At 71.9% G+C, this 23,296-nt stretch carries 17 protein-coding genes; 12 read left to right on the top strand and 5 right to left on the bottom strand.

The window, feature by feature from the left end:
• Positions 1-87 precede the first annotated feature (87 nt).
• From ACFYZZ_RS19470 to ACFYZZ_RS19435, 8 genes are all read left to right on the top strand, one after another.
• Positions 88-888, top strand: coding sequence for a crotonase/enoyl-CoA hydratase family protein (locus tag ACFYZZ_RS19470; protein ID WP_389177139.1), 801 nt, complete (start codon positions 88-90; stop codon positions 886-888).
• Positions 889-1,063: 175 nt separating this feature from the next.
• The gene (locus tag ACFYZZ_RS19465; protein WP_389177136.1) at positions 1,064-2,014 is read left to right on the top strand and encodes a Zn-ribbon domain-containing OB-fold protein; all 951 of its coding nucleotides are present in this window, start codon (positions 1,064-1,066) and stop codon (positions 2,012-2,014) included.
• Positions 2,011-3,093 carry a thiolase domain-containing protein gene (locus tag ACFYZZ_RS19460; RefSeq protein ID WP_389177133.1) on the top strand — a complete coding sequence of 361 codons (1,083 nt, stop codon included), beginning with the start codon at positions 2,011-2,013 and terminating at the stop codon, positions 3,091-3,093. Before ACFYZZ_RS19465 ends, ACFYZZ_RS19460 begins: the two co-directional genes overlap by 4 nt.
• Entirely contained in the window at positions 3,090-4,256 is a 1,167-nt protein-coding gene (locus tag ACFYZZ_RS19455) for a thiolase domain-containing protein (protein ID WP_389177130.1), read from the top strand. Before ACFYZZ_RS19460 ends, ACFYZZ_RS19455 begins: the two co-directional genes overlap by 4 nt.
• 82 nt (positions 4,257-4,338) lie before the next feature.
• The gene (locus ACFYZZ_RS19450) at positions 4,339-4,581 is read left to right on the top strand and encodes a DUF397 domain-containing protein (protein ID WP_386578545.1); all 243 of its coding nucleotides are present in this window, start codon (positions 4,339-4,341) and stop codon (positions 4,579-4,581) included.
• A gap of 140 nt (positions 4,582-4,721) precedes the next feature.
• Positions 4,722-5,618 (top strand): universal stress protein, encoded by an 897-nt coding sequence (locus ACFYZZ_RS19445; RefSeq protein ID WP_389177127.1) that lies wholly within the window; start codon positions 4,722-4,724, stop codon positions 5,616-5,618.
• A 141-nt stretch (positions 5,619-5,759) separates the two neighbouring features.
• Positions 5,760-8,654 carry an ATP-binding protein gene (locus tag ACFYZZ_RS19440; RefSeq protein WP_389177125.1) on the top strand — a complete coding sequence of 965 codons (2,895 nt, stop codon included), beginning with the start codon at positions 5,760-5,762 and terminating at the stop codon, positions 8,652-8,654.
• A 55-nt stretch (positions 8,655-8,709) separates the two neighbouring features.
• The gene (locus ACFYZZ_RS19435; protein WP_389177122.1) at positions 8,710-9,207 is read left to right on the top strand and encodes a hypothetical protein; all 498 of its coding nucleotides are present in this window, start codon (positions 8,710-8,712) and stop codon (positions 9,205-9,207) included.
• A gap of 13 nt (positions 9,208-9,220) precedes the next feature.
• On the opposite strand, the gene ACFYZZ_RS19430 is transcribed toward ACFYZZ_RS19435, so the two are convergent.
• Complete coding sequence (locus ACFYZZ_RS19430) at positions 9,221-11,191, bottom strand: N-acetylmuramoyl-L-alanine amidase (protein WP_389177119.1); 1,971 nt, start codon at positions 11,189-11,191, stop codon at positions 9,221-9,223.
• A gap of 243 nt (positions 11,192-11,434) precedes the next feature.
• Positions 11,435-12,580, bottom strand: coding sequence for an aminoglycoside phosphotransferase family protein (locus ACFYZZ_RS19425; protein WP_389177116.1), 1,146 nt, complete (start codon positions 12,578-12,580; stop codon positions 11,435-11,437).
• A 308-nt stretch (positions 12,581-12,888) separates the two neighbouring features.
• Here ACFYZZ_RS19425 and ACFYZZ_RS19420 point away from each other — a divergent pair, with 308 nt between their 5' ends.
• Positions 12,889-14,382 (top strand): hypothetical protein, encoded by a 1,494-nt coding sequence (locus tag ACFYZZ_RS19420; RefSeq protein WP_389177113.1) that lies wholly within the window; start codon positions 12,889-12,891, stop codon positions 14,380-14,382.
• A 43-nt stretch (positions 14,383-14,425) separates the two neighbouring features.
• Here ACFYZZ_RS19420 and ACFYZZ_RS19415 read toward each other — a convergent pair whose 3' ends face one another.
• Positions 14,426-15,862: a PP2C family protein-serine/threonine phosphatase gene (locus ACFYZZ_RS19415; RefSeq protein ID WP_389177111.1), complete on the bottom strand. Its 1,437-nt coding sequence runs from the start codon at positions 15,860-15,862 to the stop codon at positions 14,426-14,428.
• A gap of 348 nt (positions 15,863-16,210) precedes the next feature.
• Between ACFYZZ_RS19415 and ACFYZZ_RS19410 the strand changes: the two genes are divergently transcribed.
• Positions 16,211-16,624, top strand: coding sequence for an SsgA family sporulation/cell division regulator (locus ACFYZZ_RS19410; RefSeq protein WP_389177108.1), 414 nt, complete (start codon positions 16,211-16,213; stop codon positions 16,622-16,624).
• Positions 16,625-16,763: 139 nt separating this feature from the next.
• The gene (locus ACFYZZ_RS19405; RefSeq protein ID WP_389177105.1) at positions 16,764-18,788 is read left to right on the top strand and encodes a phosphocholine-specific phospholipase C; all 2,025 of its coding nucleotides are present in this window, start codon (positions 16,764-16,766) and stop codon (positions 18,786-18,788) included.
• Here the strand turns inward: ACFYZZ_RS19405 and ACFYZZ_RS19400 are convergent.
• Together ACFYZZ_RS19400 and ACFYZZ_RS19395 are read right to left on the bottom strand one after the other, a co-directional pair.
• Positions 18,778-19,803: a Gfo/Idh/MocA family protein gene (locus ACFYZZ_RS19400; protein WP_389177102.1), complete on the bottom strand. Its 1,026-nt coding sequence runs from the start codon at positions 19,801-19,803 to the stop codon at positions 18,778-18,780. The genes ACFYZZ_RS19405 and ACFYZZ_RS19400 overlap by 11 nt on opposite strands.
• 121 nt (positions 19,804-19,924) lie before the next feature.
• Entirely contained in the window at positions 19,925-21,019 is a 1,095-nt protein-coding gene (locus ACFYZZ_RS19395) for a chemotaxis protein (protein WP_389177099.1), read from the bottom strand.
• A gap of 422 nt (positions 21,020-21,441) precedes the next feature.
• On the opposite strand from ACFYZZ_RS19395, the gene ACFYZZ_RS19390 reads away from it, so the two are divergent.
• Entirely contained in the window at positions 21,442-23,166 is a 1,725-nt protein-coding gene (locus tag ACFYZZ_RS19390) for a fatty acyl-AMP ligase (protein WP_389177096.1), read from the top strand.
• Positions 23,167-23,296 lie beyond the last annotated feature (130 nt).

The raw sequence follows: 23,296 nt of genomic DNA, 5'->3' as shown, positions 1-23,296 counted from the left end.
TGTCTGTCAGAAAACCCGCGAAGTTCCCTTGAAGTGCCTCCCCGCCTACTGCAACCTGTTCTCGTTCCAACCGAGGGGAGATGGGCAATGGGTGGGACGGAACACCTCGCCGTGCAGCGCGAAGGCGCCACACTGGTGCTCACGCTCAACAGGCCCGAAGCGAAGAACGCGCTCTCGCTTCCCATGCTCGTCGGCCTGTACGACGGCTGGGTCGAGGCCGACGAGGACGACACGATCCGCTCGATCGTGCTCACCGGGACCGGGGGCACCTTCTGCGCCGGCATGGACCTCAAGGCACTGGCCGGGGACGGCATGGCGGGACAGCACTACCGCGACCGGCTCAAGGCCGATCCCGACCTGCACTGGAAGGCCATGCTGCGCCACCACCGCCCCCGCAAACCGGTGATCGCCGCCGTCGAGGGGTACTGCGTGGCCGGCGGCACCGAGATCCTCCAGGGCACCGACATCCGGGTCGCGGGCGCGTCCGCGACCTTCGGTCTGTTCGAGGTCCGGCGCGGCCTGTTCCCGATCGGCGGCTCGACCGTCCGGCTGCAGCGCCAGATCCCGCGCACCCACGCCCTGGAGATGCTGCTCACCGGACGGCCGTACAGCGCGCAGGAGGCGGCCGCCATCGGGCTGATCGGGCATGTCGTCCCCGACGGCACCGCGCTCGCCAGGGCGCTGGAGATCGCCGAGCAGATCAACGCCTGCGGACCGCTTGCCGTGGAGGCCGTCAAGGCCTCGGTGTACGAGACCGCCGAGCTGACCGAGACCGACGGACTCGCCGCCGAACTCGCCCGTGGCTGGCCGGTCTTCGACACCGCCGACGCCAAGGAGGGCGCCAGAGCCTTCGCGGAGAAGCGGCCCCCCGTCTACAGGCGCGCGTAGCGCTGCGCTGGCTCAGGCCGGTTTGGACACTGCGGGCCGTGTGTGGCTGGTCGCTCCCCCACTCCCGACTTCGCTCGAGCGGGGGGACCCCCATCGCGGCGGAGCCGCACATCGACACAGCCCCGCGCCCCTACCGGGCGCGACCTCGCCGACCTTCCCAAGGAGGCAAGCCCCGATGCCCGAAGTCCTCAAAGCCCCGCTCGTGGTCGAGTTCCCCTTCACCCGCTCTCTCGGCCCCGTCCAGAGCGCCTTCCTCACCGGACTGCGCGAACGCGTCGTCCTCGGGGTGAAGACCACCGACGGGCGCACGCTCGTCCCGCCCGTCGAGTACGACCCCGTCACCGCCGAGGAGATCAGCGACCTGGTGGAGGTCGCCGCCACCGGCACGGTCACCACCTGGGCCTGGAACCACGAACCCCGCCGGGGCCAGCCCCTCACCACGCCCTTCGCCTGGGTCCTGGTCCGGCTCGACGGCGCCGACACCGCCCTGCTTCACGCCCTGGACGCCCCCGGACCCGACGCCGTGCACACCGGCATGCGGGTGCGGATCCGCTGGGCCGGGGAACGCACCGGCGCCATCACCGACATCGCCTGCTTCGAACCGTACGACGGCGAACCGGACCGACCGGGCGGCCACTCCGGCGAGTTCGAGAACCCGCTCACCGGGATCGTCGCCCACGCCCGCCTCGACTACACCTACTCTCCCGGCCGCGCCCAGACCGACTACATCAGGGCCCTCTCCGAACAGCGGTCCGTCGGCGAGCGCTGCTCCTCCTGCCGCAAGGTGTACATCCCGCCGAGGGGTGCGTGCCCCACATGTGGCCTGGCCACATCGGAACAGGTCGAGGTGGGTCCCCGCGGCACGGTCACCACCTTCTGCATCGTCAACATCAAGGCTGCTCATACGGCGAATCTCGACATCGAGGTGCCGTACGTCTACGCGCACATCGCCCTCGACGGTGCCGACCTGGCCCTGCACGCCCGCATCGGCGGGATCCCGTACGACGAGGTGCGCATGGGCCTGAGGGTAGAGCCCGTGTGGACGCCTGGCGCGCGCTACCCCGATCACTACCGCCCGACCGGCGAACCCGACGCCGACTACGACACCTACAAGGAGCTGCTGTGACACGGGAGATCGCGGTCGTCGCCTTCGCCCAGACCGACCACCGGCGCTCCACCGAGGAGTCCTCCGAGGTCGAGATGCTCATGCCGGTGCTGCACCAGGTGCTGGCACAGACCGGACTCAAGACCGCCGACATCGGCTTCACCTGCTCCGGCTCCAGCGACTACCTGGCCGGCCGGGCCTTCTCCTTCACCCTCGCCCTCGACGGCGTCGGCGCCTGGCCGCCCCTCTCCGAGTCGCACGTCGAGATGGACGGCGCCTGGGCGCTGTACGAGGCATGGACCAAGCTGATGACGGGAGACGCCGACACCGCCCTGGTGTACTCCTACGGCAAGTCCTCTCCCGGATCCGTACGAGACGTCCTGACTCGCCAGTTGGACCCGTACTACGTGGCACCCCTCTGGCCGGACCCGGTCGCGCTGGCCGCCCTCCAGGCACAGGCGCTCATCGACGCGGGGGACACGGACGAGCCCGCCCTCGCCGCGATCGGGACGCGGAGCCGCGCGTCCGCCACCGCCAACTCCCACGCACAGCTGAGGGGTTCGATCCCACAGGGCGACTACGTCGTACGCCCCCTGCGCACCGGGGACTGCCCGCCCGTCGGCGACGGCGCAGCCGCCGTGATCCTCGCGGCGGGGGAGCGGGCCCGCGAGCTGTGCGAACGGCCCGCCTGGATCCGGGGCATCGACCACCGCATCGAGGCACACTCGCTCGGCGTGCGCGACCTCACCGACTCGCCCTCCGCACGACTGGCCGCCGAAAAGGCCGGCGCCTTCGAACTCCCCCATAGCCTCAACGGCATGGGAGGTGCCCCCACCGTCGACACGGCCGAGTTGCACGCGCCGTTCACCGCCCAGGAGGTCGTGCTGCGCAAGGCGCTCCGGCTCGACGAGAGCGTCCGCGTCAATCCCTCCGGGGGCGCACTCGCCGCCAACCCGGTCATGGCCGCCGGACTGATCCGCATCGGCGAGGCCGCCGCCCGCATCCACCGCGGCGAGTCCGAGCGCGCCCTCGCCCACGCCACCTCCGGCCCCTGCCTGCAGCAGAACCTGGTCGCCGTACTCGAAGGGGATCCACGATGAGCAAGGAGCCCGTGGCCGTCGTAGGAGTCGGCCAGACCAAGCACGTGGCCGCCCGCCGGGACGTGTCGATCGCCGGACTCGTCCGCGAGGCGGCCGGACGGGCTCTCCAGGACGCCGAGTTGACCTGGGCCGACATCGACGCCGTCGTCATCGGCAAGGCGCCCGACTTCTTCGAGGGCGTCATGATGCCCGAGCTGTACCTCGCCGACGCCCTCGGCGCGGTCGGCAAGCCCATGCTGCGGGTGCACACCGCCGGCTCGGTCGGCGGATCCACCGCCCTCGTGGCCGCCAACCTGGTGGCGGCCCGCGTCCACGGCACCGTGCTCACCCTCGCCTTCGAAAAACAGTCCGAATCCAACGCCATGTGGGGCCTGTCCCTGCCCATCCCCTTCCAGCAACCCCTGCTCGCCGGGGCGGGCGGCTTCTTCGCCCCGCACGTGCGCGCCTACATGCGGCGCAGCGGCGCCCCCGACACCGTCGGCTCCCTCGTCGCCTACAAGGACCGGCGCAACGCCCTGAAGAACCCGTACGCCCACCTCCACGAGCACGACATCACCCTGGAGAAGGTCCAGGCCTCACCCATGCTGTGGGACCCGATCCGCTACTCGGAGACCTGCCCGTCCTCCGACGGCGCCTGTGCCATGGTCCTCACCGACCGCGCCGGGGCCGCCCGTGCACCCCGGCCGCCCGCCTGGATGCTCGGCGGCGCCATGCGCAGCGAGCCGACCCTCTTCGCGGGCAAGGACTTCGTCTCCCCACAGGCCGGCAAGGACTGCGCCGCCGACGTCTACCGTCAGGCCGGCATCGCCGACCCGCGCCGGGACATCGACGCCGTCGAGATGTACGTGCCGTTCTCCTGGTACGAGCCCATGTGGCTGGAGAACCTGGGCTTCGCCGAGGAGGGCGGCGGCTGGAAGCTCACCGAGGCCGGGGTGACCGAGCTGGACGGGGACCTGCCCGTCAACATGTCGGGCGGGGTGCTCTCCACCAACCCGATCGGCGCCTCCGGCATGATCCGCTTCGCCGAAGCCGCCCTCCAGGTGCGCGGCCAGGCCGGAGAACACCAGGTGGACCGCGCCCGGAAGGTGCTCGGGCACGCCTACGGCGGCGGTTCGCAGTTCTTCTCCATGTGGCTCGTCGGATCCGAGCCCCCCGACTCCTGAAAGGTCCTTCCGACACGGCCTGTCCGCCGTGGGAAGCGGTCGCTAGGCTGACCGCGGACGACGAACCGGGAGGAGCACGGACGTGGCCGAGACCACCACCCAGCAGCAGCCGCTCGTGGGCTGGGACAAGCCGGAGCTGGACCTCAGCAGGGCCGAGTGGCGGTCCAGCAGCCGAGGGCTGGGCGATGTCCAGATCGCCTTTGTCGAGGGATTCATCGCCATGCGCAACGGCGAACGCCCGGAAAGCCCTTCCCTGATCTTCACCCCCGCCGAATGGGGCGCCTTCGTCTCCGGGGCACGGGAAGGCGAGTTCGACCTGACCTGAGTGACCCCGTGCCGCGAGCCGAACCGGGGAGTGTTCGGCGCGGATTTCCGGACACGCGATCCACGGCACCCTGTCGGGGCCGATGCCTGAGCGAGGCTGGCCCCGGCAAGGGGAAGGTCGCGTTCCGGAGGTGAGGGAAGATGAGCAGTGCGCCGGTCATCGCCGCGGTGGACGGCTCCGAGGACAGCCGGCGGGCGCTGGAGTGGGCCGTGGACGCCGCCCACCGTCGCGCGGCGCCGCTGCGGGTGGTGCACGTACGGCAGTACGCCGCCTGGGGGCAGGCCGACGTCCTGGTCGCCGGGCCACCCGACACGCAGGGCGACCCGGTGCTCGACGAGGTCCGCGCACTGCTGCGGGACCGCGCCGACGCACAGACCGTGGAGTACGTCGCGCTGGAGGGCGTACCGGGCGCGGTGCTGCCCGAACTCGGGGTGGACGCCCAGCTGTTGGTCCTCGGCTCACGGGGCCGCGGCGGCTTCGCCAGCCTGCTGCTCGGCTCCAACAGCCTGGCCGCCGCGCGCGACGCCGAGTGCCCGGTGGTCGTCGTACCCCGGCCCGACCGGGAGGTCTATGGGGAGGACCCGGCCGAGCCCGGGCCCCGGGTGGTCGTCGGCCTGCACGTCGACAGCCCCGACGAGGACACCCTCGGCCTCGCCTTCGCCGAGGCCGCCCTGCGCGGGGCGCGCGTCGAGGTGATCGCCGCGTACCCGTGGCCGGTGCAGACCTGGTCCGCGCCCGGCCAGCTGGTGCCGCCCCCGATCGACCAGGCCGCCGTCGAGAGCGAGACCCGGACCCTCGCCGAGGGCTTCCTCGCTCCGCACCGGGAGCGCCACCCGGACGTCCGCGCCGACGTCGCGGCCCTGCCCGGTGACGCGGCCGGCCACCTCGTCGCCGCCTCGAAGGACGCCGACCTGGTCGTCGTCGGCCGCCACCGGCGACGCCTGCTGGCGCCCGCCCGGATGATGGGCTCGGTCACCCAGGCGGTCCTGCTGCACGCGGGGAGCCCGATCGCGGTGGTACCACCGGAACCGATGTGAGCGCAAGCCCGCCTGGACCGGCCCGAGCCAGGCCCGCCAGACCGGCTCGAACGGGCCCCGCGAGGCGTACGCTGAGGTGCCTGACGGTCACGGTGTGCGCCCGCTCCCCGCGCGGGGCCGACGCCGTCGGGGGGGTGTGTGATGGGACAACGGATGGTGCGCAGCCGTAAGACGCTCTTCGAGCGGGAGAGTGAACTCGCCGCTGTGGAAGAGGCGTTGGACGGGCTCACCGGCCTGCGCGCGGACGGCGCGGAGGCGGCGCAGCGCCCACGCGGCGCGCTGCTCGCGTTCGCCGGCCGCGCGGGCATCGGCAAGACCACCCTCCTCGCCGAAGTCCGCCGCCGGGCCACCGCCCTCGGCTGCACCGTGCTGTCCGCCCGTGGCGGCGACCAGGAACAGCGCGTCGCCTTCCACGTGGCCCGCCAGCTGCTCCAGCCGCAGCTCGCCGGAGTGCCGGAGGGCGAACTGCGGTCCTCGCTGGGCAGTTGGTACGACATCGTCGGCCCCGCCCTCGGCCTGTGCGCACCCACCGAGGGCGCCCCGCCCGACCAGCAGGGCCTGCGCGACGGTCTGGACTGGGTCCTCACCCACCTCGCCGTACGCCGCGCCCCGATGGTCCTCGTCCTCGACGACGCCCACTGGGCCGACCCCGAATCCCTGCGCTGGCTGGCCGCGTTCGCGCCCCGCGCCGAGGAACTAGGGCTGCTGGTCGTCGTTGCCTACCGGCCCGACGAACTTCCCGACCACGCCGAGTCGTTCCGCGGACTCCCCGGCCGCGCGGGCGGACGCCCCCTCGACCTGGAGCCGCTCAGCGCGGCCGCCGTCGCCGAGCTGGTCCGGGAGGTCCTCGGCACGCACGCCGACGACGCGTTCTGCCGCGAGTGCTGGGTCGTCACCGCCGGCAACCCCTTCGAGACCGTCGAGCTGACCGCCAAGGTGCACGATCGCGGACTCATCCCCACCGAGGCATGGGCCCCTCTGCTGCGCGACCTCGCCGCCGCCGTCAAGGGCACCGGCCTGATCGCCCGGCTCGAACGCCTCGGCACCTCCACCGTCCGTTTCGCCTGGGCCTGCGCCGTCCTCGGTACCGAGATCCATCCCCGGCTCGGCGCCGCCGTCGCCGGACTCGGCCACGAGGAGGCCGCCGACGCCGCCGACGCGCTGCGCGGCGCGCGCATCCTGACGGGTGTCGAGACGCTCGAATTCGTCCACCCCCTGATCGCCACCGCCGTCTACCGCGCCATCCCGTCCGGCGTGCGCGTCGCCCTGCACGGACAGGCCGCCTGGTGCGTGATCAACGACGGACAGGGACCCTCCGCCGCCGCCCGCCACCTCCTGGAGACCCACCCCGAGGGCGACACCTGGGTCGTGCAGCAACTGCGCGCCGCCGCCGGTGAGACCCTCCGGGCCGGCGCCCCCGAAGCCGCCTGCAGCTACCTCGCCCGCGCCCTGCTCGAGCCGCCGCCGCCCAAGGACCGGGCCGCCGTCCTGTACGAACTGGGGTCCGCCTCCCTGCTCACCGAACCCGCCACCACCGTCAACCACCTGCGCGCCGCCCTCGAAGAGCCCATCACCGACCCCGAGCTGCGGCACCACATCGTCTACCGCCTCTCCCAGGTCCTCGCCCACAGCGACCGCCTCGCCGAGGCCTCCGACACCCTGGCCCGCGAGATCCGGCTGACCGGGGACGCGCGGGTCAGGCTGCGCATGGTCTCCGAGCAGTTCATGTGGGACGCCTTCCGCGCCGACGAACCCGACCACCCCTCCCGCTCCCGCCGCCTGGCCAGGCTCGCAAGCCGCCTCAAGGGCCGCGACCTCACCGAGCGCTACATCATCGGGCTGCGCACCTGGGACGCCGTCCAGCGCGGCGAACCCGCCCACGTCGCCCTCCAGCACGCCGAACGCGCCCTGGCCGGCGGCCTCGGCTGGACCGAGCCCGACCGTGGCTTCGAGGTGCCGGTCCTGGTCGCGCTCGCCTTCATGTACGCCGACCGGCCGGGCCGCACCGAGGAGCTGTTCGCCGCCGGGATCGCCGACTACGAGCACCATGGCTGGCGCGGCGCCCACCTCTCGTTCGCGTACACCCTCCTCGCCTACGTCCGCTACCGGCGCGGGCGGCTCGCCGAGGCCGAGGACTTCGTCCGCGCGGGCCTCAGGCTCGCCGAACGCGTCGGCCCCGGCACGCCCGCCCACTGGTACGCCGTCGGCATCCTGATCGAGGTCCTGCTGGCCCGGGGCCGCGTCGCGGAGGCGGCACAGACCGCCGACGACTTCTGCTTCGGGCAGCCCTTCCCGGCCGCCGTCGTCTTCCCCGACGCCCAGACGGTGTACGGCGAACTGCTCCTCGTCCGCGGCCTCACCAAGGACGCGGCGGCCGAGCTGTCCGCCGCCGGGCGCCGCCTCGACCCGCGGGGCATCCGCAACCCCGCCTGGTGCCCCTGGCAGCTCCACCTGGCCCGCGCCCAGAGCCACGACGCCCCCGAACGAGCCCTGACCACCGCCCTCGAAGCGGTGGACCGTGCCCGCCAGTTCGGCGCCCCCTCCGCGATCGGACAGGCCCTGCGGACGCTGGCGGAGGTGTCCTCGGGCTCAGCGCGCGTCAAATACCTGGAAGAGTCCGTCGCCCATCTGGAGCGCTCCCCGGCCGCGTACGAGCTGGCCTGCGCGCTGGTCGCCCTGGGCACCGAACTGCGCCACGCCGGCCGCCCCAGGGAGGCCGCCGAGCACCTGTACCGGGGCCTCGACACGGCCGTCCAGTGCGGCGCCGACGGCCTCGTGGACACAGCCCGCGCCGAACTCGCCGCCGCCGGCCTGCGCCCACGCCGCCTCCACAGCACCGAGACCGACACCCTCACCAGCCGCGAACGCGTCGCCGCCACCCTCACGGTCCAGGGCTGCACCGAGGCGGAGACCGCCGTGGAACTCCACACCGACGAGCAGAGCGTCGTACACCTCCTCTCGGCGGTGTACCGGAAGCTCGGAACCGACCGGTCGGGGCTGGGAGCGGCACTGGGCGCGGGGACGGGGCCGGGCTAGAGACCGGAGGGTGCCCACACGTCGCCGAGTGTGCTCAGGCACGTACCATGGCCGCATGTCGTTCCTCCGCCGCCGCAGCGCCACTCCCGCCGGACCCGACTTCGACGTCCTGGCCATGGACCCGGGCGACTGGCCGGGCAACCTCGGCGCGGGTCTGCTGCCCGCCCCCGACGGCTCCTGCCAGGGCGTCTTCCTGCGCTACGACCTGTTCGGCGGCCGCGGCCCCGCCATGATCATCGGCAATCTCCCCGAGGGCTCCCCGGCCCGGGAGGTCACCGAGGGCGAGGTCCCCTTCGAGGTGGGCCAGCTGCTGCTCGCGCTGGACAACGACGAGGAGGTCACCGTCGTCGGCATCGAGGACACGCCGGTCCTCCAGGGCGACAACCTGCTGATCGTGCGGCGGCTGAAGCTCTCCGAGAGCCGGATCTCCTGCGTCCAGTTCGACCGCAGCGACGGCGTCCTCGTGACCATCGCCGCCTGGGACCGCCCCATCACCGACGACCTGTACGCCCTGCTGAAGCCGCTCCCGGCGGAGCTGTTCCAGCAGGGCTGACGGCCGGTCCCGGCTAGCCGACGGCACTCTCCAGGCGGACGTCCGCGGCGCGCACGAACGCCACCCGGTGGCCGTACTGGATCTCGTAGTACAGGTCCTTGCCGACCACGACCCGGTGCGAGTCGGTGGTGAAGGTGACCGCGTAGTAGTACTCGCCCGGCACCACGTCACCGACCACGTACTTCTGCCCGGCCGGGAGCGTGTACGGCAGCGCCACCACCGACTGCGCGGGCACCCCCGCCGGGTAGGCCTCCTTCTCCGGATACGCGCGGCCGTACACCGGGACGCTCGCCGGACCGTCCTTCGGGGTGACGACGAGACCGGACGCCGGCACCGCCGTGGGCTGCTCGGCCGGGTTCTCGAACCAGGCCTTCTGTCCCAGGTACCAGATCGCCGTCCAGTCGCCCCAGCGGTCGGCGACCGCGTACTGCTGGCCGGTCGAGACCCGAGAGGACAGATCGTTCACCCCGTTGGTCGGATCCGTCTTCAGGCCGATGTCCTTGATCAGCGGGGCGTTCTCGTCGTGGTCGGAGTACAGCCGCACCTCGCTGGAGCCGTGCTCGGTGCAGGGCTCGCCCTTGGTGGTGCAGCCCGTGTACACCGGCTCGTTGGCGGCGTAGTCCGGCCGGATCGTCACCAAGTCGGAGTACTTGCCGCCGGTGGCCCTGAAGGGGTGGCCCAGCAGCTGGAAGTAGTGCCGCCAGTCCCAGTACGGGCCCGGGTCCGTGTGCATCCCGGGGATGGTGGAGGTGGTCGGGCCCGGCACGGAGTCGTGGCCCAGGATGTGCTGCCGGTCCAGCGGGATGCCGTACTTCCGGGCCAGGTACTTCACCAGGCGCGCCGAGGACCGGTACATCGCCTCCGTGTACCAGGCGTCCGGCGCCGCGAGGAAGCCCTCGTGCTCGATGCCGACCGACTTCGCGTTGATGTACCAGTTGCCCGCGTGCCAGGCCACGTCCTTCGCCTTGACGTGCTGGGCGATCAGACCGTCGGTGGAGCGGATGGTGTAGTTCCAGGACACATAGGTGGGGTCCTGGACCAGGTTCAGCACCCCGTCCCAGGTGCCCTCCGTGTCATGGATGACGATGTACTTGATGCTCTGCGAGTCCGGACGGTCGCCGAGGTCGTGGTTGCCGTAGTCGTTGTCCCCGAACTCGGAGTACGGCGCCGGGATCCACTCGCAGGACACCGAGTTCGGGCACTCGACGTCGTCCGCCGCGACCGTGCGCAGCCCCGCCCGCTTCAGCTGACCGGTGTCGGCGGAGAGGTGCGGCCGGGCGGCGAGGGCCACCTGCTGGCCGTCGTCCGTGGTGCGCTGCTCACCCGTTCGCAGTACGTCGTACACGTCGTTCGCGTACGCGCGCGCGGTCGCCGTGTCGTCCGCGCCGGAGAAGCGGGCCACCGCGCCGTACCAGTGGGCCGGGTCGGCGCTCGCCGGCTCGCCCAGCTCCTTCTGGGCGGAGGCGAGCAGGGCGGCGCCGCCCGCGATGTTGGCGGCCGGGTCGGTGCGCAGTTCGGCCGCGGGCAGCCCCGTCAGTTCGGCCGCCTTGGGCAGCGTCCTGAGGCGGGCCGGGAGTGCCGAGTTCTCGGGCACCTTGATGTCGGGGTGCAGGGCGGGGCGGGCGCTGTCGCCGCGGGCGTCCTCGGTGCCCTCGGCGAGGTGCTCGGTGGTGGCGAGCGCGGTGCGTGCGTCGGTGAGGTGCATCGGGCCGTAGCCGCCGGTCACACTGGGCGCCCCGGCGTGCGAGTCCCAGCGGGACTGGAGATAGGAGACGGCCAGCAGGACGCTCTGCGGCACGTGGTACTCGGCGGCAGCGTCGGCGAAGGCGCGTTGGAGCCGGCCGGCCGAGGAGTCCGTCGCGCTCTGGGCGGGGGCCGCGCCGAGCAGGGGTAGGAGTAAGGCGGCCGAGGCGAGCGTACCGACGCTTCGCCTCAGGTGTCTGTGGCCGGGTGTGGACGTGGGGTCGGTGGCGGATCCTCGCAAGTGCGGCCTCCTGTGACGGGCGGGCGGCGGGGCGTGCGGCTCCGAGCTGGATCAGTGGTACCGGCTTGCCGACGATCCGTCAATGATGCCTTCAGGTCCCTGATTTCCCACGTCACGAAGGGTTTCGGCGAGTTTCGCCGCGGTGGCGCACGGGCCTGCGGGGCGTCAGTGGCGTACACCAGTCACACACGAAGGTCCGCGGTGCGCCGCCGCTCTGGGCGCACCGCGGAGCCGTCGTCCCCGTCAGCGAGTGCCGACCGCCGCGCGCACGGCCCGGCGGGCCAGCTGGCAGTCGTCGTGCAGCCGCCTGAGCAGCAGCCGCTGTTCCTCGCCGGACGGCGCAGCACCCGGGTGGGCCGTACCCGGTGCCGCCGGGGCCGTATCGTGCATCGAACGCTGCACGGCCGTCTCGTACGTACGGATCTCCCTCGTCAGCAGGAGCATCAGGTTCACCAGGAAGGCGTCCCGGGAGGCCGGGCCCCCCGACTGGGCGATCTGGCTGATCTGACGCCGCGCCACCGGCGCGTCCCCGAGGACCAGCCACAGCGTCGCCAGGTCGTACCCCGGCAGATACCAGCCCGCGTGCTCCCAGTCCACCAGCACTGGACCGGCCGGTGAGAGCAGGATGTTCGAGAGCAGGGCGTCGCCGTGGCAGAACTGGCCCATCCCCTGGCGGCCCGCCGCGTGCGCGATGCCGTGCAGCAGCTTCTGCAGGTCCCCGAGGTCCCGGTCGGTCAGCAGGCCCAGTTCGTGGTACCGGGCGATGCGGGCCGCGTAGTCCAGGGGGGCGTCGAAGGTGCCCGCCGGGGGGCGCCAGGCGTTCAGCCGGCAGATCGCGCCGAGCGCCGCCCGGATGTCCGGCCGGGGCGGAGCCTCCAACGGATGCCGCTGGAGCGCCGCCACCCGGCCCGGCATGCGCTCGATCACCAGCGTGCAGTTGTCCGGATCCGCTGCGATCAGTCTCGGCACCCGCACCGGCGGGCGGTGCCGGACGAACGAGCGGTATGCGGCTATTTCGTGGCGGATCCGCTCCGACCACGCGGGCGATGGGTCGAGGAGACACTTGGCCACGGCCGTGCTGCGTCCGGTCGTCCCGACCAGGAGGACGGAGCGTCCGCTGCGGCGCAGCACCTGCACCGGAGCGAACTCCGGACAGATCCGGTGCACCGAGGCGATCGCGGTGCGCAACTGCGCGCCCTGGGGACCCGACAGGTCGAGTCGCCCGCTGAGGGGCTGGGATCCGGGTTGCCCCGGAACGCGCCGCGGTCGGCCCGCGCCCAGCACGGGTGCTGCCGGCCGCGCCGCCGGGTCGAGGTACGGCCCGCCGCCCGCCGGGCGGGGACGCAGCGGCCGGGGCGGAGCGGACACGGAGGATGATGCTGCGTACATGGGAGATACAGATCCCTTCGTGTGCCTGCGGTGCCTGCCTGTACATCCATGCTCAAAACCCCCGTGCGAAGTGGATACGCAATGCGGGTGCTTCGAGTTCATACGCCCACCCGACCCGGTCGCCCGGGTGCACCCTGGGGAATGCACCCGTCACTGGGAGGGCGACCGGGTCGGGGTGGCGCGTTCCTACCTGACACCCGATGCCCAGTGGCACACCATCTGGCGCACCCTGGCGAACCGTGGCGAATAGTCGCCCGGCAACGTCCACGGGTCTACTGTCAACTCAGCCGAGAACCTGGGGGCTTGACGTGAGCGGACAACCCAACACCCGCCTATCGGACCTGTTCGGCCTGGCCGGCTGGTCCAAGGGCGAACTCGCGAGGCTGGTCAACAAGCAGGCGGCGGCCATGGGCCACCCCCAGCTGTCGACCGACACCTCCCGGGTGCGGCGGTGGATCGACATGGGAGAGATCCCGCGCGATCCCGTACCGCGGGTGCTGGCGGCCCTGTTCACCGAGCGTCTCGGCCGTGTCGTGACCATCGAGGACCTCGGTCTGGTGCGGCACGGGCGTACGGGGAAACGGCAGGGCGACGGGAATGCGGAACATCCCGACGGAGTGCCGTGGGCGCCCGAACGGACCGCCGCGGTCCTCACCGAATTCACGGGAATGGACCTCATGCTCAACCGACGCGGCTTGGTGGGCGCGGGTGCCGCGCTCGCCGCGGGATCCACACTCAGCAGCGCCATGTACGACTGGCTGCACGCCGACCCCACACTGAAGGCCGACGCCCCTGCCCTCGACGATCCCCTGCACGCCGACCCCGCTGGGTTCGACCGCTATGAGGCCGCCCCCATCGGGTCGCAGGAGATCGAGGAACTGGAGCGTTCGGTCGAGGTGTTCCGCGCCTGGGACGCCGCCCGAGGCGGCGGGCTCCAGCGCAAGGCGGTCGTGGGCCAGCTCAACGAGGTGGGCGGCATGCTCGCCTACCACCATCCACCCCATCTCCAGCGACGCCTGTGGGGCGTCGCCGCCAACCTCGCCGTCCTCGCGGGCTGGATGTCGCACGACGTCGGCCTGGAGCCCACGGCCCAGAAGTACTTCGTCATCGCCGCCCACGCCGCCCGCGAGGGCGGTGACCGGCCGCGCGCCGGGGAGGCCCTGTCCCGGGCGGCCCGGCAGATGGTGCACCTCGGCCGGCCCGACGACGCGCTGGACCTGATGAAGCTCGCCCAGTCCGGTTCGGGGGAGCGTCTGCAGCCGCGTACGAAGGCGATGTTCCACACCATCGAGGCCTGGGCGCAGGCGTCCATGGGCAAGGGCCAGGCGATGCGCCGCACGCTCGGACAGGCGGAGGACCTCTTCGTCTCCGACCGGCGGGACCTGGAACCGCCGGACTGGATGCAGACCTTCAAGGACGAGGATCTGTACGGCATGCAGGCCCTCGCCTACCGCACCCTCGCGGAGTTCGACCCCGGTGCGGCCGCGCACGCCCAGTACTACGCGGAGAAGGCCCTGGCCCTGCGTGTCGACGGGCGGGAGCGGTCGAAGATCTTCGACCATCTCTCCATGGCCTCGGCCTGCTTCATCGCCGACGACCCGGAACAGGCCGACCGCTACGCACGGCTGGCCCTGATGTCGATGGGCTCGAACTCCTCCCGCCGCACCTGGGACCGACTGCGGCAGATGTACCGGCTGACCGCCGAGTACTCCGGCTACCCGAGGATCCACGAACTGCGGGAGGAGATCAGGCTCGCCCTGCCGACGCCGAAGGGCGGGCGTGACAACAGCGCACAGGTGTGAGGGGCCTGTGCGCTGCGTTCTTCAACAGGTGCAGTAGGTCAGCTCATGAGGTGACCTTGGCGACGAGCACACAGGCATCGTCCTCGCGCTCGGCTCCGCCGAACTCCTCCACGACCGTCCGCACACACTCCTGCGCGGTGCGCGCCGCGCCGAAGCGTGGGGCGAGGTCGAGCAGGCGGTCCACAGCGGTGTTTCCGCCGCGCCCGGACACCAGTCCGTCCGTGTGCAGCAGGAGGAGGTCGCCGGGCTCCAGGGCCACTTCGGCCTGCCCGTAGGTGGCGCCCGTGGTGGCGCCGAGCAGGACGCCGTCCGGTGCCTTCAGCACGCGCCCCGTCCCGCCGCGGTACAGCAGCGGGGCGGGGTGTCCTGCCTGCGCCCACACCAGGGTGCGGGTCTCGGGCCGGTAGTGGCAGCACACGGCGCTGCCGAGGGACGGCTGCACGGTGGCGTCGAGTAACTGGTTGAGCATGGCCAGGAGGGGGCCGGGCTGCGTGCCGGCCATGGCCATGCCGCGCACGGCACCCAGCAGCATCGCCATGCCCGAGGTGACGGCGACGCCGTGCCCGGTGAGATCGCCGACGCTGAGCAGGGTCGCGCCGTCGGACAGCTGCAGCGCGTCGTACCAGTCGCCGCCGATCAGGGCGCTCGTCGCGGCCGGCAGATAGTGGGCGGCGAGGTCGAGGGTCTGCGGCCCCCGGTGCGGGAGCCGCAGGGAGCCGCGCCATGGCGGCAGCACGGCCTCCTGCAGCTCGACCGCGAGCCGCTGCTCGGTCTGCGCCTGCCGCTGGTGGTGCTGGAGCGAGTCACGGGTCTCGCGCACCGTCCGCTGGCTGCGGCGCAGTTCACTCACGTCGCGCAGCACGGCCCACATCGAGGTGGTGCTGCCGTCGCCGCCGAGCACGGGCTCGCCCATCATGTGCACGGTCCGCACCGAGGTGTCGGGCCGTACGACACGGAACTCGCCGTCGATCGGCCTGGCGTCGACCAGGCAGTCCGTCACCATCCGGGTCAGCTTCGCCCGGTCCTCCTCCAGGACCAGCGAAGGCAGCTCGTCCAGGGTGCGGGCGGGGCCGGCCGGGTCGAGGCCGAGGATCTGGTAGAGCTCTCCGGACCAACTCGCCTCGTCCGTGAGGAGGTTCCACTCCGCGCTGCCGACACGGCTGAGCAGCGAGGCGCGCGGTGCGTCGGCGGCCGCCGCGGGCCGGACGGCCGGGGTCTCGGCGGGCCCGTCCGCAGGGGCGGGCTCCGGGCCGTCCCGCAGCTGCGCCAAGTGGGCGTCCAAGTCCTCGAGTTGGTGCAGTGCGAGGTCGTACAGCGCCCGCTGCCAGCGTTCCTCCGGGTCCGATCCCTCGCTCTGCGCGTCCCGCCGTACGGCGTCCACATCGCCCTTGAGCCGCCGCGCCTGCGTGATCAACGACTCGACCGAGCCGCGCCCGGGCGGCTGGGCGGCTGGGTGGTCCGCGGAGACTGGGGACGGCATGACGCACTCCGAAGGGGGATGGTACGACCAAGGGGGGTGGAGGGACCGTTACGACTGTTGCACAGCCCGCGACTCCCTGTAAGGGATTTGGCAACACCCGATACGGTGGTGCTTCCGGCATATGCCAGAGTCTTCTCGGGCTGCTCCGAGGGTACGGATGGCGTACGCGCGAGTAGGTTCAAGCCGTAGGGTTTCTACGGGACTTGACGCATGCCGTAGAGCTTCACAACCGTAGTCGGCTACCCGTTCGACGCTCAGGTGTTCCATGGTGACGCCGACTGCTCGATCCGCACCAACTCTGTCTGGATTTGACGTCCTGTGAAGGGCCTTCGCGGACTCCTTAATGGCATGGACATCTTCGTCGAGCAGCCCGCCCACGCCCGTCTCATCACCGCCGAGGACCGGGAGGTCCCGGTGTACGCTCTCCTGCGCTACACGGCGGACGATCCGCTGGCCGTATGCGTGGACTTCCCGCCCGAGGCCACCCTGGCGGGCGACGAAGTCACCTGGACCTTCGCGCGCTCCCTGCTGGACCAGGGTCTGCGCGCCCCGGCCGGACGCGGGGACGTACAGATCTGGCCGTACGGACGCACCCGGACGGTCCTCGAACTCCATTCGCCGTGCGGCCTCGCCCTGCTCCAGTTTCCCACCTCGGCGCTGCGCCGCTTCCTGCTGCACACCTACACCGTGGTTCCGGCCGGGCAGGAGGACGTCGCGGCGGTCGTGGAACGCGGTCTGAGCAGCCTGTTCGGCGGGGTGTGAGCCCCTGTCAGGGCCGGTGCCCCGACTTTGACTTCTATTCACACATGCCTCACCGCACGGCTGTGGACCTCGGCGATCACCGCGTGCACCCTGGCGCGCGGTGTGCCGCACGGGCACTCCGCTGACGAGGACGGGGCGAATGACACCGATCAGCCGAAGAGGCTTCGTGGGATTCGGCGCATCCGTGGCGGCAGGCGTGGCGCTGGGCGCCGGCTCCCGCACCGCGGCCGCGGCAGCGACTGCCGCGACCGGCACGATCAGGGACGTGCAGCATGTGGTCATCCTCATGCAGGAGAACCGCAGCTTCGACCACTACTTCGGGCGCCTGAAGGGCGTCCGCGGCTTCGACGACCGCAGCGGCATCACACTGAGCGGCGGCCACTCGGTCTTCGACCAGCCGAACGGAACGGGCCGCCAGTACCCGTGGAAGCTCAGCGCGACCCCGGCCGCGGGCGGCAAGGACGGCGAGACCCTCGCCCAGTGCAACGGCGACCTGCCGCACTCCTGGTCCTCGCAGCACTCCGCGTGGAACAAGGGCCGCCTCGACAACTGGGTCACCGGCGTCGGCAACGTCCGCTCGCTTGGCTACCTGGACCGCTCCGACATCCCGTTCCACTACGCGCTCGCCGACAACTACACGATCTGCGACGCCTACTTCTGCTCCACCCTCAGCGCGACCGGCCCCAACCGCACCTACCTGTGGAGCGGCAAGGTCGACTCCGCCAGCTACGACGGCGGCGACGAGTCGGGCCTGACCTGGCAGAACTACGCCGAGGCGCTGCAGGCCGCCGGGGTGACCTGGAAGGTCTACCAGAACGCCGCGGACAACTACGGCGACAACGGCTGCGCCTACTTCAAGAACTTCGCCGACGCCAAGGCGGGCGACCCGCTCCACGACCGCGGCATGTCCTCCGTCCCGAAGGTCACCGGCTCGACCCCGGACGACATCGCCGCCGCCATCAAGGCCGACGTCCTCGCGGGCACCCTCCCGCAGGTCTCCTGGGTGGTCCCCAACCAGGCCTTCTCCGAGCACCCGTACGCCCCGCCCGGCGACGGCGCCCACTTCGTCAGCCTCGTCTACCAGGCCCTCGCCGCCGACCAGGACGTGTTCGACTCCACCGTCCTGTTCCTCAACTACGACGAGAACGACGGCTACTTCGACCACGTCCCGCCTCCGGCCCCGCCGGCCGGTACCGCGGGTGAGTTCCTCAACGGGGTGCCGTACGGCTTCGGCTTCCGCGTCCCGATGCTCGTCATCTCGCCCTGGACCCGGGGCGGCTGGGTCTCCTCCGAGGTCTTCGAGCACACCTCGGTGCTGCGGTTCCTGGAGACCTGGACCGCGGCGATCGGCAAACCCGCCAAGTGCCCCAACATCAGCGACTGGCGGCGCAGGGTGAGCGGCGACCTGACCGGTGTCTTCGACTTCGCCAACCCGGTCCACGGCACCGTCCCGCTGCCCGCGACGAGCGTCATCGGCATGGCCACCTGCGGCCCGCTGCCCAACCCGGTGCCGACGAACAACGCCCTGCCCGCCCAGGAGTCCGGCACCCGCCCGGCCCGCGCGCTGCCGTACCAGCCGGGCGGATACCTGGACCATCTGGAGTTCGGGGCGGCCGGCAAGGTCCTCGCCTGGTTCACCATGACCAACCAGGGCGGTCCGGCGGCCAGGGCGGCGCACTTCTCCATCCACCCCAACGCCTACCGCGACACCACGCCCTACCAGTACACGGTCGACGCGGGCGGCACCGCCTCCGACTCCTTCAACATCGGCACGGGTTTCGGCGGCGGCAGGTACGACCTGACCATGGTCGGCCCCAACCGCTTCCTGCGCCGCTTCAAGGGCGACGCCACCAAGGCGGGCAAATCGGCCGAGGTGAGCACCCGTTACGCCGTGGAGCCCGGCACGGGCAAGCTGGCCGTCTACTTCAAGATGGCCAACTCGGGTCCGTCCTCGGTGAAGTTCACCATCACCTCCAACCACTACCGCACCGACGGTCCCTGGACCTACACCGTCGCCGCGGGAGCCTCGGCGGAGGACTACTTCAACGCCGTCGCGTACCAGAACGGCTGGTACGACTTCACGGTGACCGTCGACTCCGACGCGACCTGGTCGCGCCGGTTCACCGGGCACCTGGAGACCGGCGCCGCGAGCGTCAGCGGCTGACCTCGGCGTACAGGTCCGGGCGCGGGGCGAGCCCGACGGCCACCCGGCCGCCGGACTCCAGCGCCCGGACCCCCGCCTCCGCGACGACGGAGGCCGCGTAGCCGTCCCAGACGCTCGGGCCGGTGACCTCGCCACGCCGCGTGGCGTCGACCCAGGCCTGGACCTCGCGGTCGTAGGCGTCGGCGAAGCGGACGAGGTAGTCCTGCGCCACCTCCTCGGCGGCGCTGCCCCGGCGGGTGACCAGCATGGTGTGCTCGTCGCCGATCCGGGCGCTGCCCGCCTCGCACACGGCCTCGCAGCGCACCTGGTAGCCGAAGCCGCAATTGACGAAGACCTCCACGTCGACCAGGGCGCCGTGCTCGGTCTCGAACAGCACGAACTGCGGATCGAGCAGGCCCTCGGGCGCACCCGCGGAGGACGCCGGGCGCAGCACGGTGACCGCGGTCAGCTCCTGCCCGAGCAGCCAGCGGGCCGCGTCGATCTCGTGCGCGACGGAGCTGTTGATCAGCATGGCGCTGGTGAAGTCGGGCGGGGAGGAGACGTTGCGGTGGGTGCAGTGCAGCATCAGCGGCCGGCCCAGGCCGCCCCCGTCCAGCAGCGCCTTCAGCCGTCGGTACTCGGCGTCGTAGCGCCGCATGAAGCCGATCTGGGCCAGCCGGCGGCCGAGCCGCGCCTCGGCCTCCACCACTCGGAGCGCACCTGTGGAGTCGGGCACCATGGGCTTCTCGCACAGCACGGGCAGGCCGCGCTCGAAGGCCGCGAGGAGTGCCTCCTCGTGCGCGGGGCCGGGGGAGGCGATCAGCACGGCCGCCACGCCGGGCGCCTCCAGGGCGGCCAGCGGGTCCGTGTGCACGGTGACGCCGTCCAGGCCGACCACCGCCTCCTTCGCCCGCTCGAGATCGGGATCGCCCACCGCGGCCACCCTGGCGCCGCTCACCACCTCGTCGAGGCGTCGAATGTGGTCGGCTCCCATGTGTCCGGCACCCAGTACGGCCACACCCAGCAGGTCACCCATGTGCGCGCTCCCTCTTGCCGACGATCACGCCGTAGCGTACGCCGCGAGGGGACCGCTGCCCGGGGAGTGGCTCGGCGCAGCGGCCCCGAGGGGGCCTCGGTGCCGCTGTCCGGGGAGTGCCTCAGTACCGCAGCACCCCCGCGATGCCGTTCGCGTCGCCCAGCGTGCCGTCGGGGACGAAGCGCACGTCGGCGCCGGTCTCCAGACACTGCTCCACGATCTCGTCCACGATGTCGTCGCGGGAGTCCAGATCACCGGGCTCGGCCGGCACGAGGTGGTCGCCCTGGTCGCGGACGGTCACGCGGTAGTTCTCCTCTACCGCGAGGAGCCGGACGCGGCCCTCCCGGGCGTTCTGCCACAGCTCGTCCACCCCGGCCGCGAAGATCTTGCGCCCGCGTGCCGAGGTCAGCTCCCTGACGACGGACGAGGCGTCCTTGCGGGCCTCCGACTCCAGGACCGGCCTCAGGGCCTGCCACACAGCCTCCGGGCCGGCGTGGGCGAGGCCGCCGTGCGGGACCTGTACGGCGGATTTGGCGGCGCTGCCGACCTCGTCCAGCAGGGACAGGGCCGCCTGCTCGCCGGTGACGTACACCGGACGGGGCTGGTCGCGCAGCAGCGTGCCCAGGGCGGTGTCGACCTCGCGCAGGAACTGGCGCGTGCCCTCGTCGGCGTAGATGCTCGGCACGTCACCGATCTGCTCCTGGCGCTCGGCGTCGAAGTTCTCCCGGATGTGGATCAGCGGGAAGCCGCCGGAATGCTCCTCGACCACCCGCTCGGGACCGCCGCTCCACAGGGTCGCGCGGTCGGCGGCGAGTGACAGTACCCAGAAAGGCCGCTCGGCGGCCTGCGCGGAGACCAGATTGCGGGTGAGGAAGGTGTCCGAGAACACCACCCGCTCGGGGACGGTGCGGGCCAGCGACCAGACCTGGTGCTCACCCGGGGCAGCGAAGATGACCAGGCCGTCCTCGGCGTGCGCCAGGTCCACCTCCGCCAGTGCGCGGTCGAGCTGTGCCACGACGTCGGCGCGCCGCTCCCGGGTGACCGAGGGGTCGGATTCCAGCCGTTTCCTGGCCTCGGCCACCACATTGCGCAGCCGGACCGGGTCCTGGCCGTTCTCGGGTTCGCGGCGGTGTGTCGGCGTCAGCACGGACACCGCGGGGTAGGGACGCGGGCGCCGCAGTTCGGCGAGGGTTGCGGGACTCAGTGCGTGCTCCATGACAGAACGATAGGGCGGAATCACCTGTCCGGCATGCGGGGTAATAGCGTGATTTTTACTAACGTTGCGTGGCGGGTCGAACGCGGGGCGTGACAAGGGTCACGGGATGCGCGTCAGGCCGGATTCCTGCGGCCTGTTCACGCGTTCGTCACGGACCGTCAGCTTTGTCAACTAGCTTGGACACGAAGCGTTTACATGTGTTCGACATGTCGGTCATTCGGGCTGCTATGGTGCTACTCGCCGGTAGCAATCTGCTGCGGGGGGATTACGCGGCGCTGTCTGACCCATGGCGCCCAGTGCGAGGGGTCGCGTCCATCGATCCGGCAACGGGGCCGGGTTGAATCCGGCCCCGTGCGTCCGTGTGGCGCGACGCCCGAACTTCTGTTTCTACACCACCTATTCAGACAGGTGAGACTCGTCCCATGGCACGTTCCCTGGTCGATCTAGTGACCGCGCACGCCTCGAACCATCCGGAGCGCACCGCCTACCGCCACCTCGTCACCGGTGACTGCGACGGAGAGATCCAGGAACTCACCTACGGTCGGCTGGCCACCCGCTCCCGGGCCATCGCCGCCCGGCTGCAGGAGCGCGGACTGGCCGGTTCGCGCGCCATGCTGCTCTACCCGCCCGGCCTGGAGTTCATCTGCGCCTACCTGGGCTGCCTGTCGGCCGGTGTGGTCGCCGTCCCGGGCGTGCCCCCGCAGGGCCGCTCACAGAACCACCGTGCGCTGACCCGGATGAAGCGCCTGATGGCCGACGCGGACGCCAAGGTCATCCTGGGCGACCGGGACGTGATCACCGCACTCGACGGCATGGCCGCGCACCTGCCCGAACTCGACGATATAGCCCGGCTGGCCACCGAGGACATACCCGACGACGCGGCCGCCGCCTGGCGCGAACCCGAACTCACCGCGGATTCCGTCGCGTTCCTCCAGTACACCTCGGGTTCCACCTCCGCCCCGCGCGGCGTCGTCGTCACCCACGGCAACCTGATGGACAACGAGCGGGTCATCACCGAGCGCATGGGCCACACGCCCGACGTGCTCGCCGCACACGACCACGAACTGTTCGTCAGCTGGCTGCCGGTCTACCACGACATGGGGCTCATCGGTCCCGTCCTGAACACGGTGTACCTCGGCGCCACCGCCACCCTGTTCTCGCCCCTGCACTTCCTCCAGCAGCCGTCCCGCTGGCTCACCGCCGTCAGCCGCTACCGCCCGCACACCAGCGGCGGACCCAACTTCGGCTACGAGCTGTGCCTGAAGCACGCCGGCCCGGACCTGCTCGACGGCCTCGACCTCAGCTCGTGGAAGGTCGCCTTCAACGGGGCCGAACCGGTGCGCGCGGCCACCCTGCGCCGCTTCGCCGACACCTTCGGCCCCTCCGGATTCCGCAGCGAGGCCCTCTACCCCTGCTACGGCCTGGCCGAGGCCACCCTGATGGTCACCGGCACTGCCGTGGACACCCCGCCGACGCTGCTCGCCGCCGCCGACGGCGCCCCGAACGCCGGCGAGGCCGACGCGGCCGCCGTCGGCTGCGGCCGGCCCGGCCCCGGCATGAGCGTGGCGATCGTCCATCCCGAGCGGCAGGAGGAGCTGCCCGAGGGCGAGATCGGCGAGATCTGGGTGGGCGGAGCGAGCGTCGCCAAGGGCTACTGGCGCAACGCCCTCGCCACCCGCGAGACCTTCCGTGCCCAACTCCCGGGCCACGAGGGCCGGTTCCTGCGCACCGGCGACCTCGGCTTCCAGCGGGACGGCGAACTCTTCGTCACCGGCCGTCTGAAGGACCTCATCGTCATCGACGGCCGCAACCACTACCCGCAGGACCTGGAGCTGACCGCCGAACTGTCCCACCCGGCCCTGCGCCCCGGCTGCACCGCCGCGTTCTCCGTGGACACCGCCGCCGTCGGGGAACAGCCCGTCCTCGTCGCCGAGATCGCCCCGGACGACGCCGGCGAGTCCGAGAAGATCACCGACCTGATCCGCAGCACGGTCGGCGAGGCCCACGGCCTGTCCCTGCGCGACATCGTCCTGGTCCAGCCCGGCACCATCCCCAAGACCTCCAGCGGGAAGATCCAGCGCCGCGCCACGCGCACTGCGTACCTCGACGGCACCCTCTCCGTGGTGACCGCGCCCGCTGCGGAGTGATACCGCCGCCTCCCGCGCCCCCGTCGGTGCGGGAGGCCTCGCGGCCGTACGCCGCCCGTTCCGCCGTACCGCACACCCGTCGCCCGGTACGGAATCCAGCATGAACCCGAGTTCACGAGGACAGCTGCCC

Source organism: Streptomyces sp. NPDC001816, assembly GCF_042892235.1.
Classification (GTDB): domain Bacteria; phylum Actinomycetota; class Actinomycetes; order Streptomycetales; family Streptomycetaceae; genus Streptomyces.
This window is presented reverse-complemented; position numbering and strand designations above follow the sequence as displayed.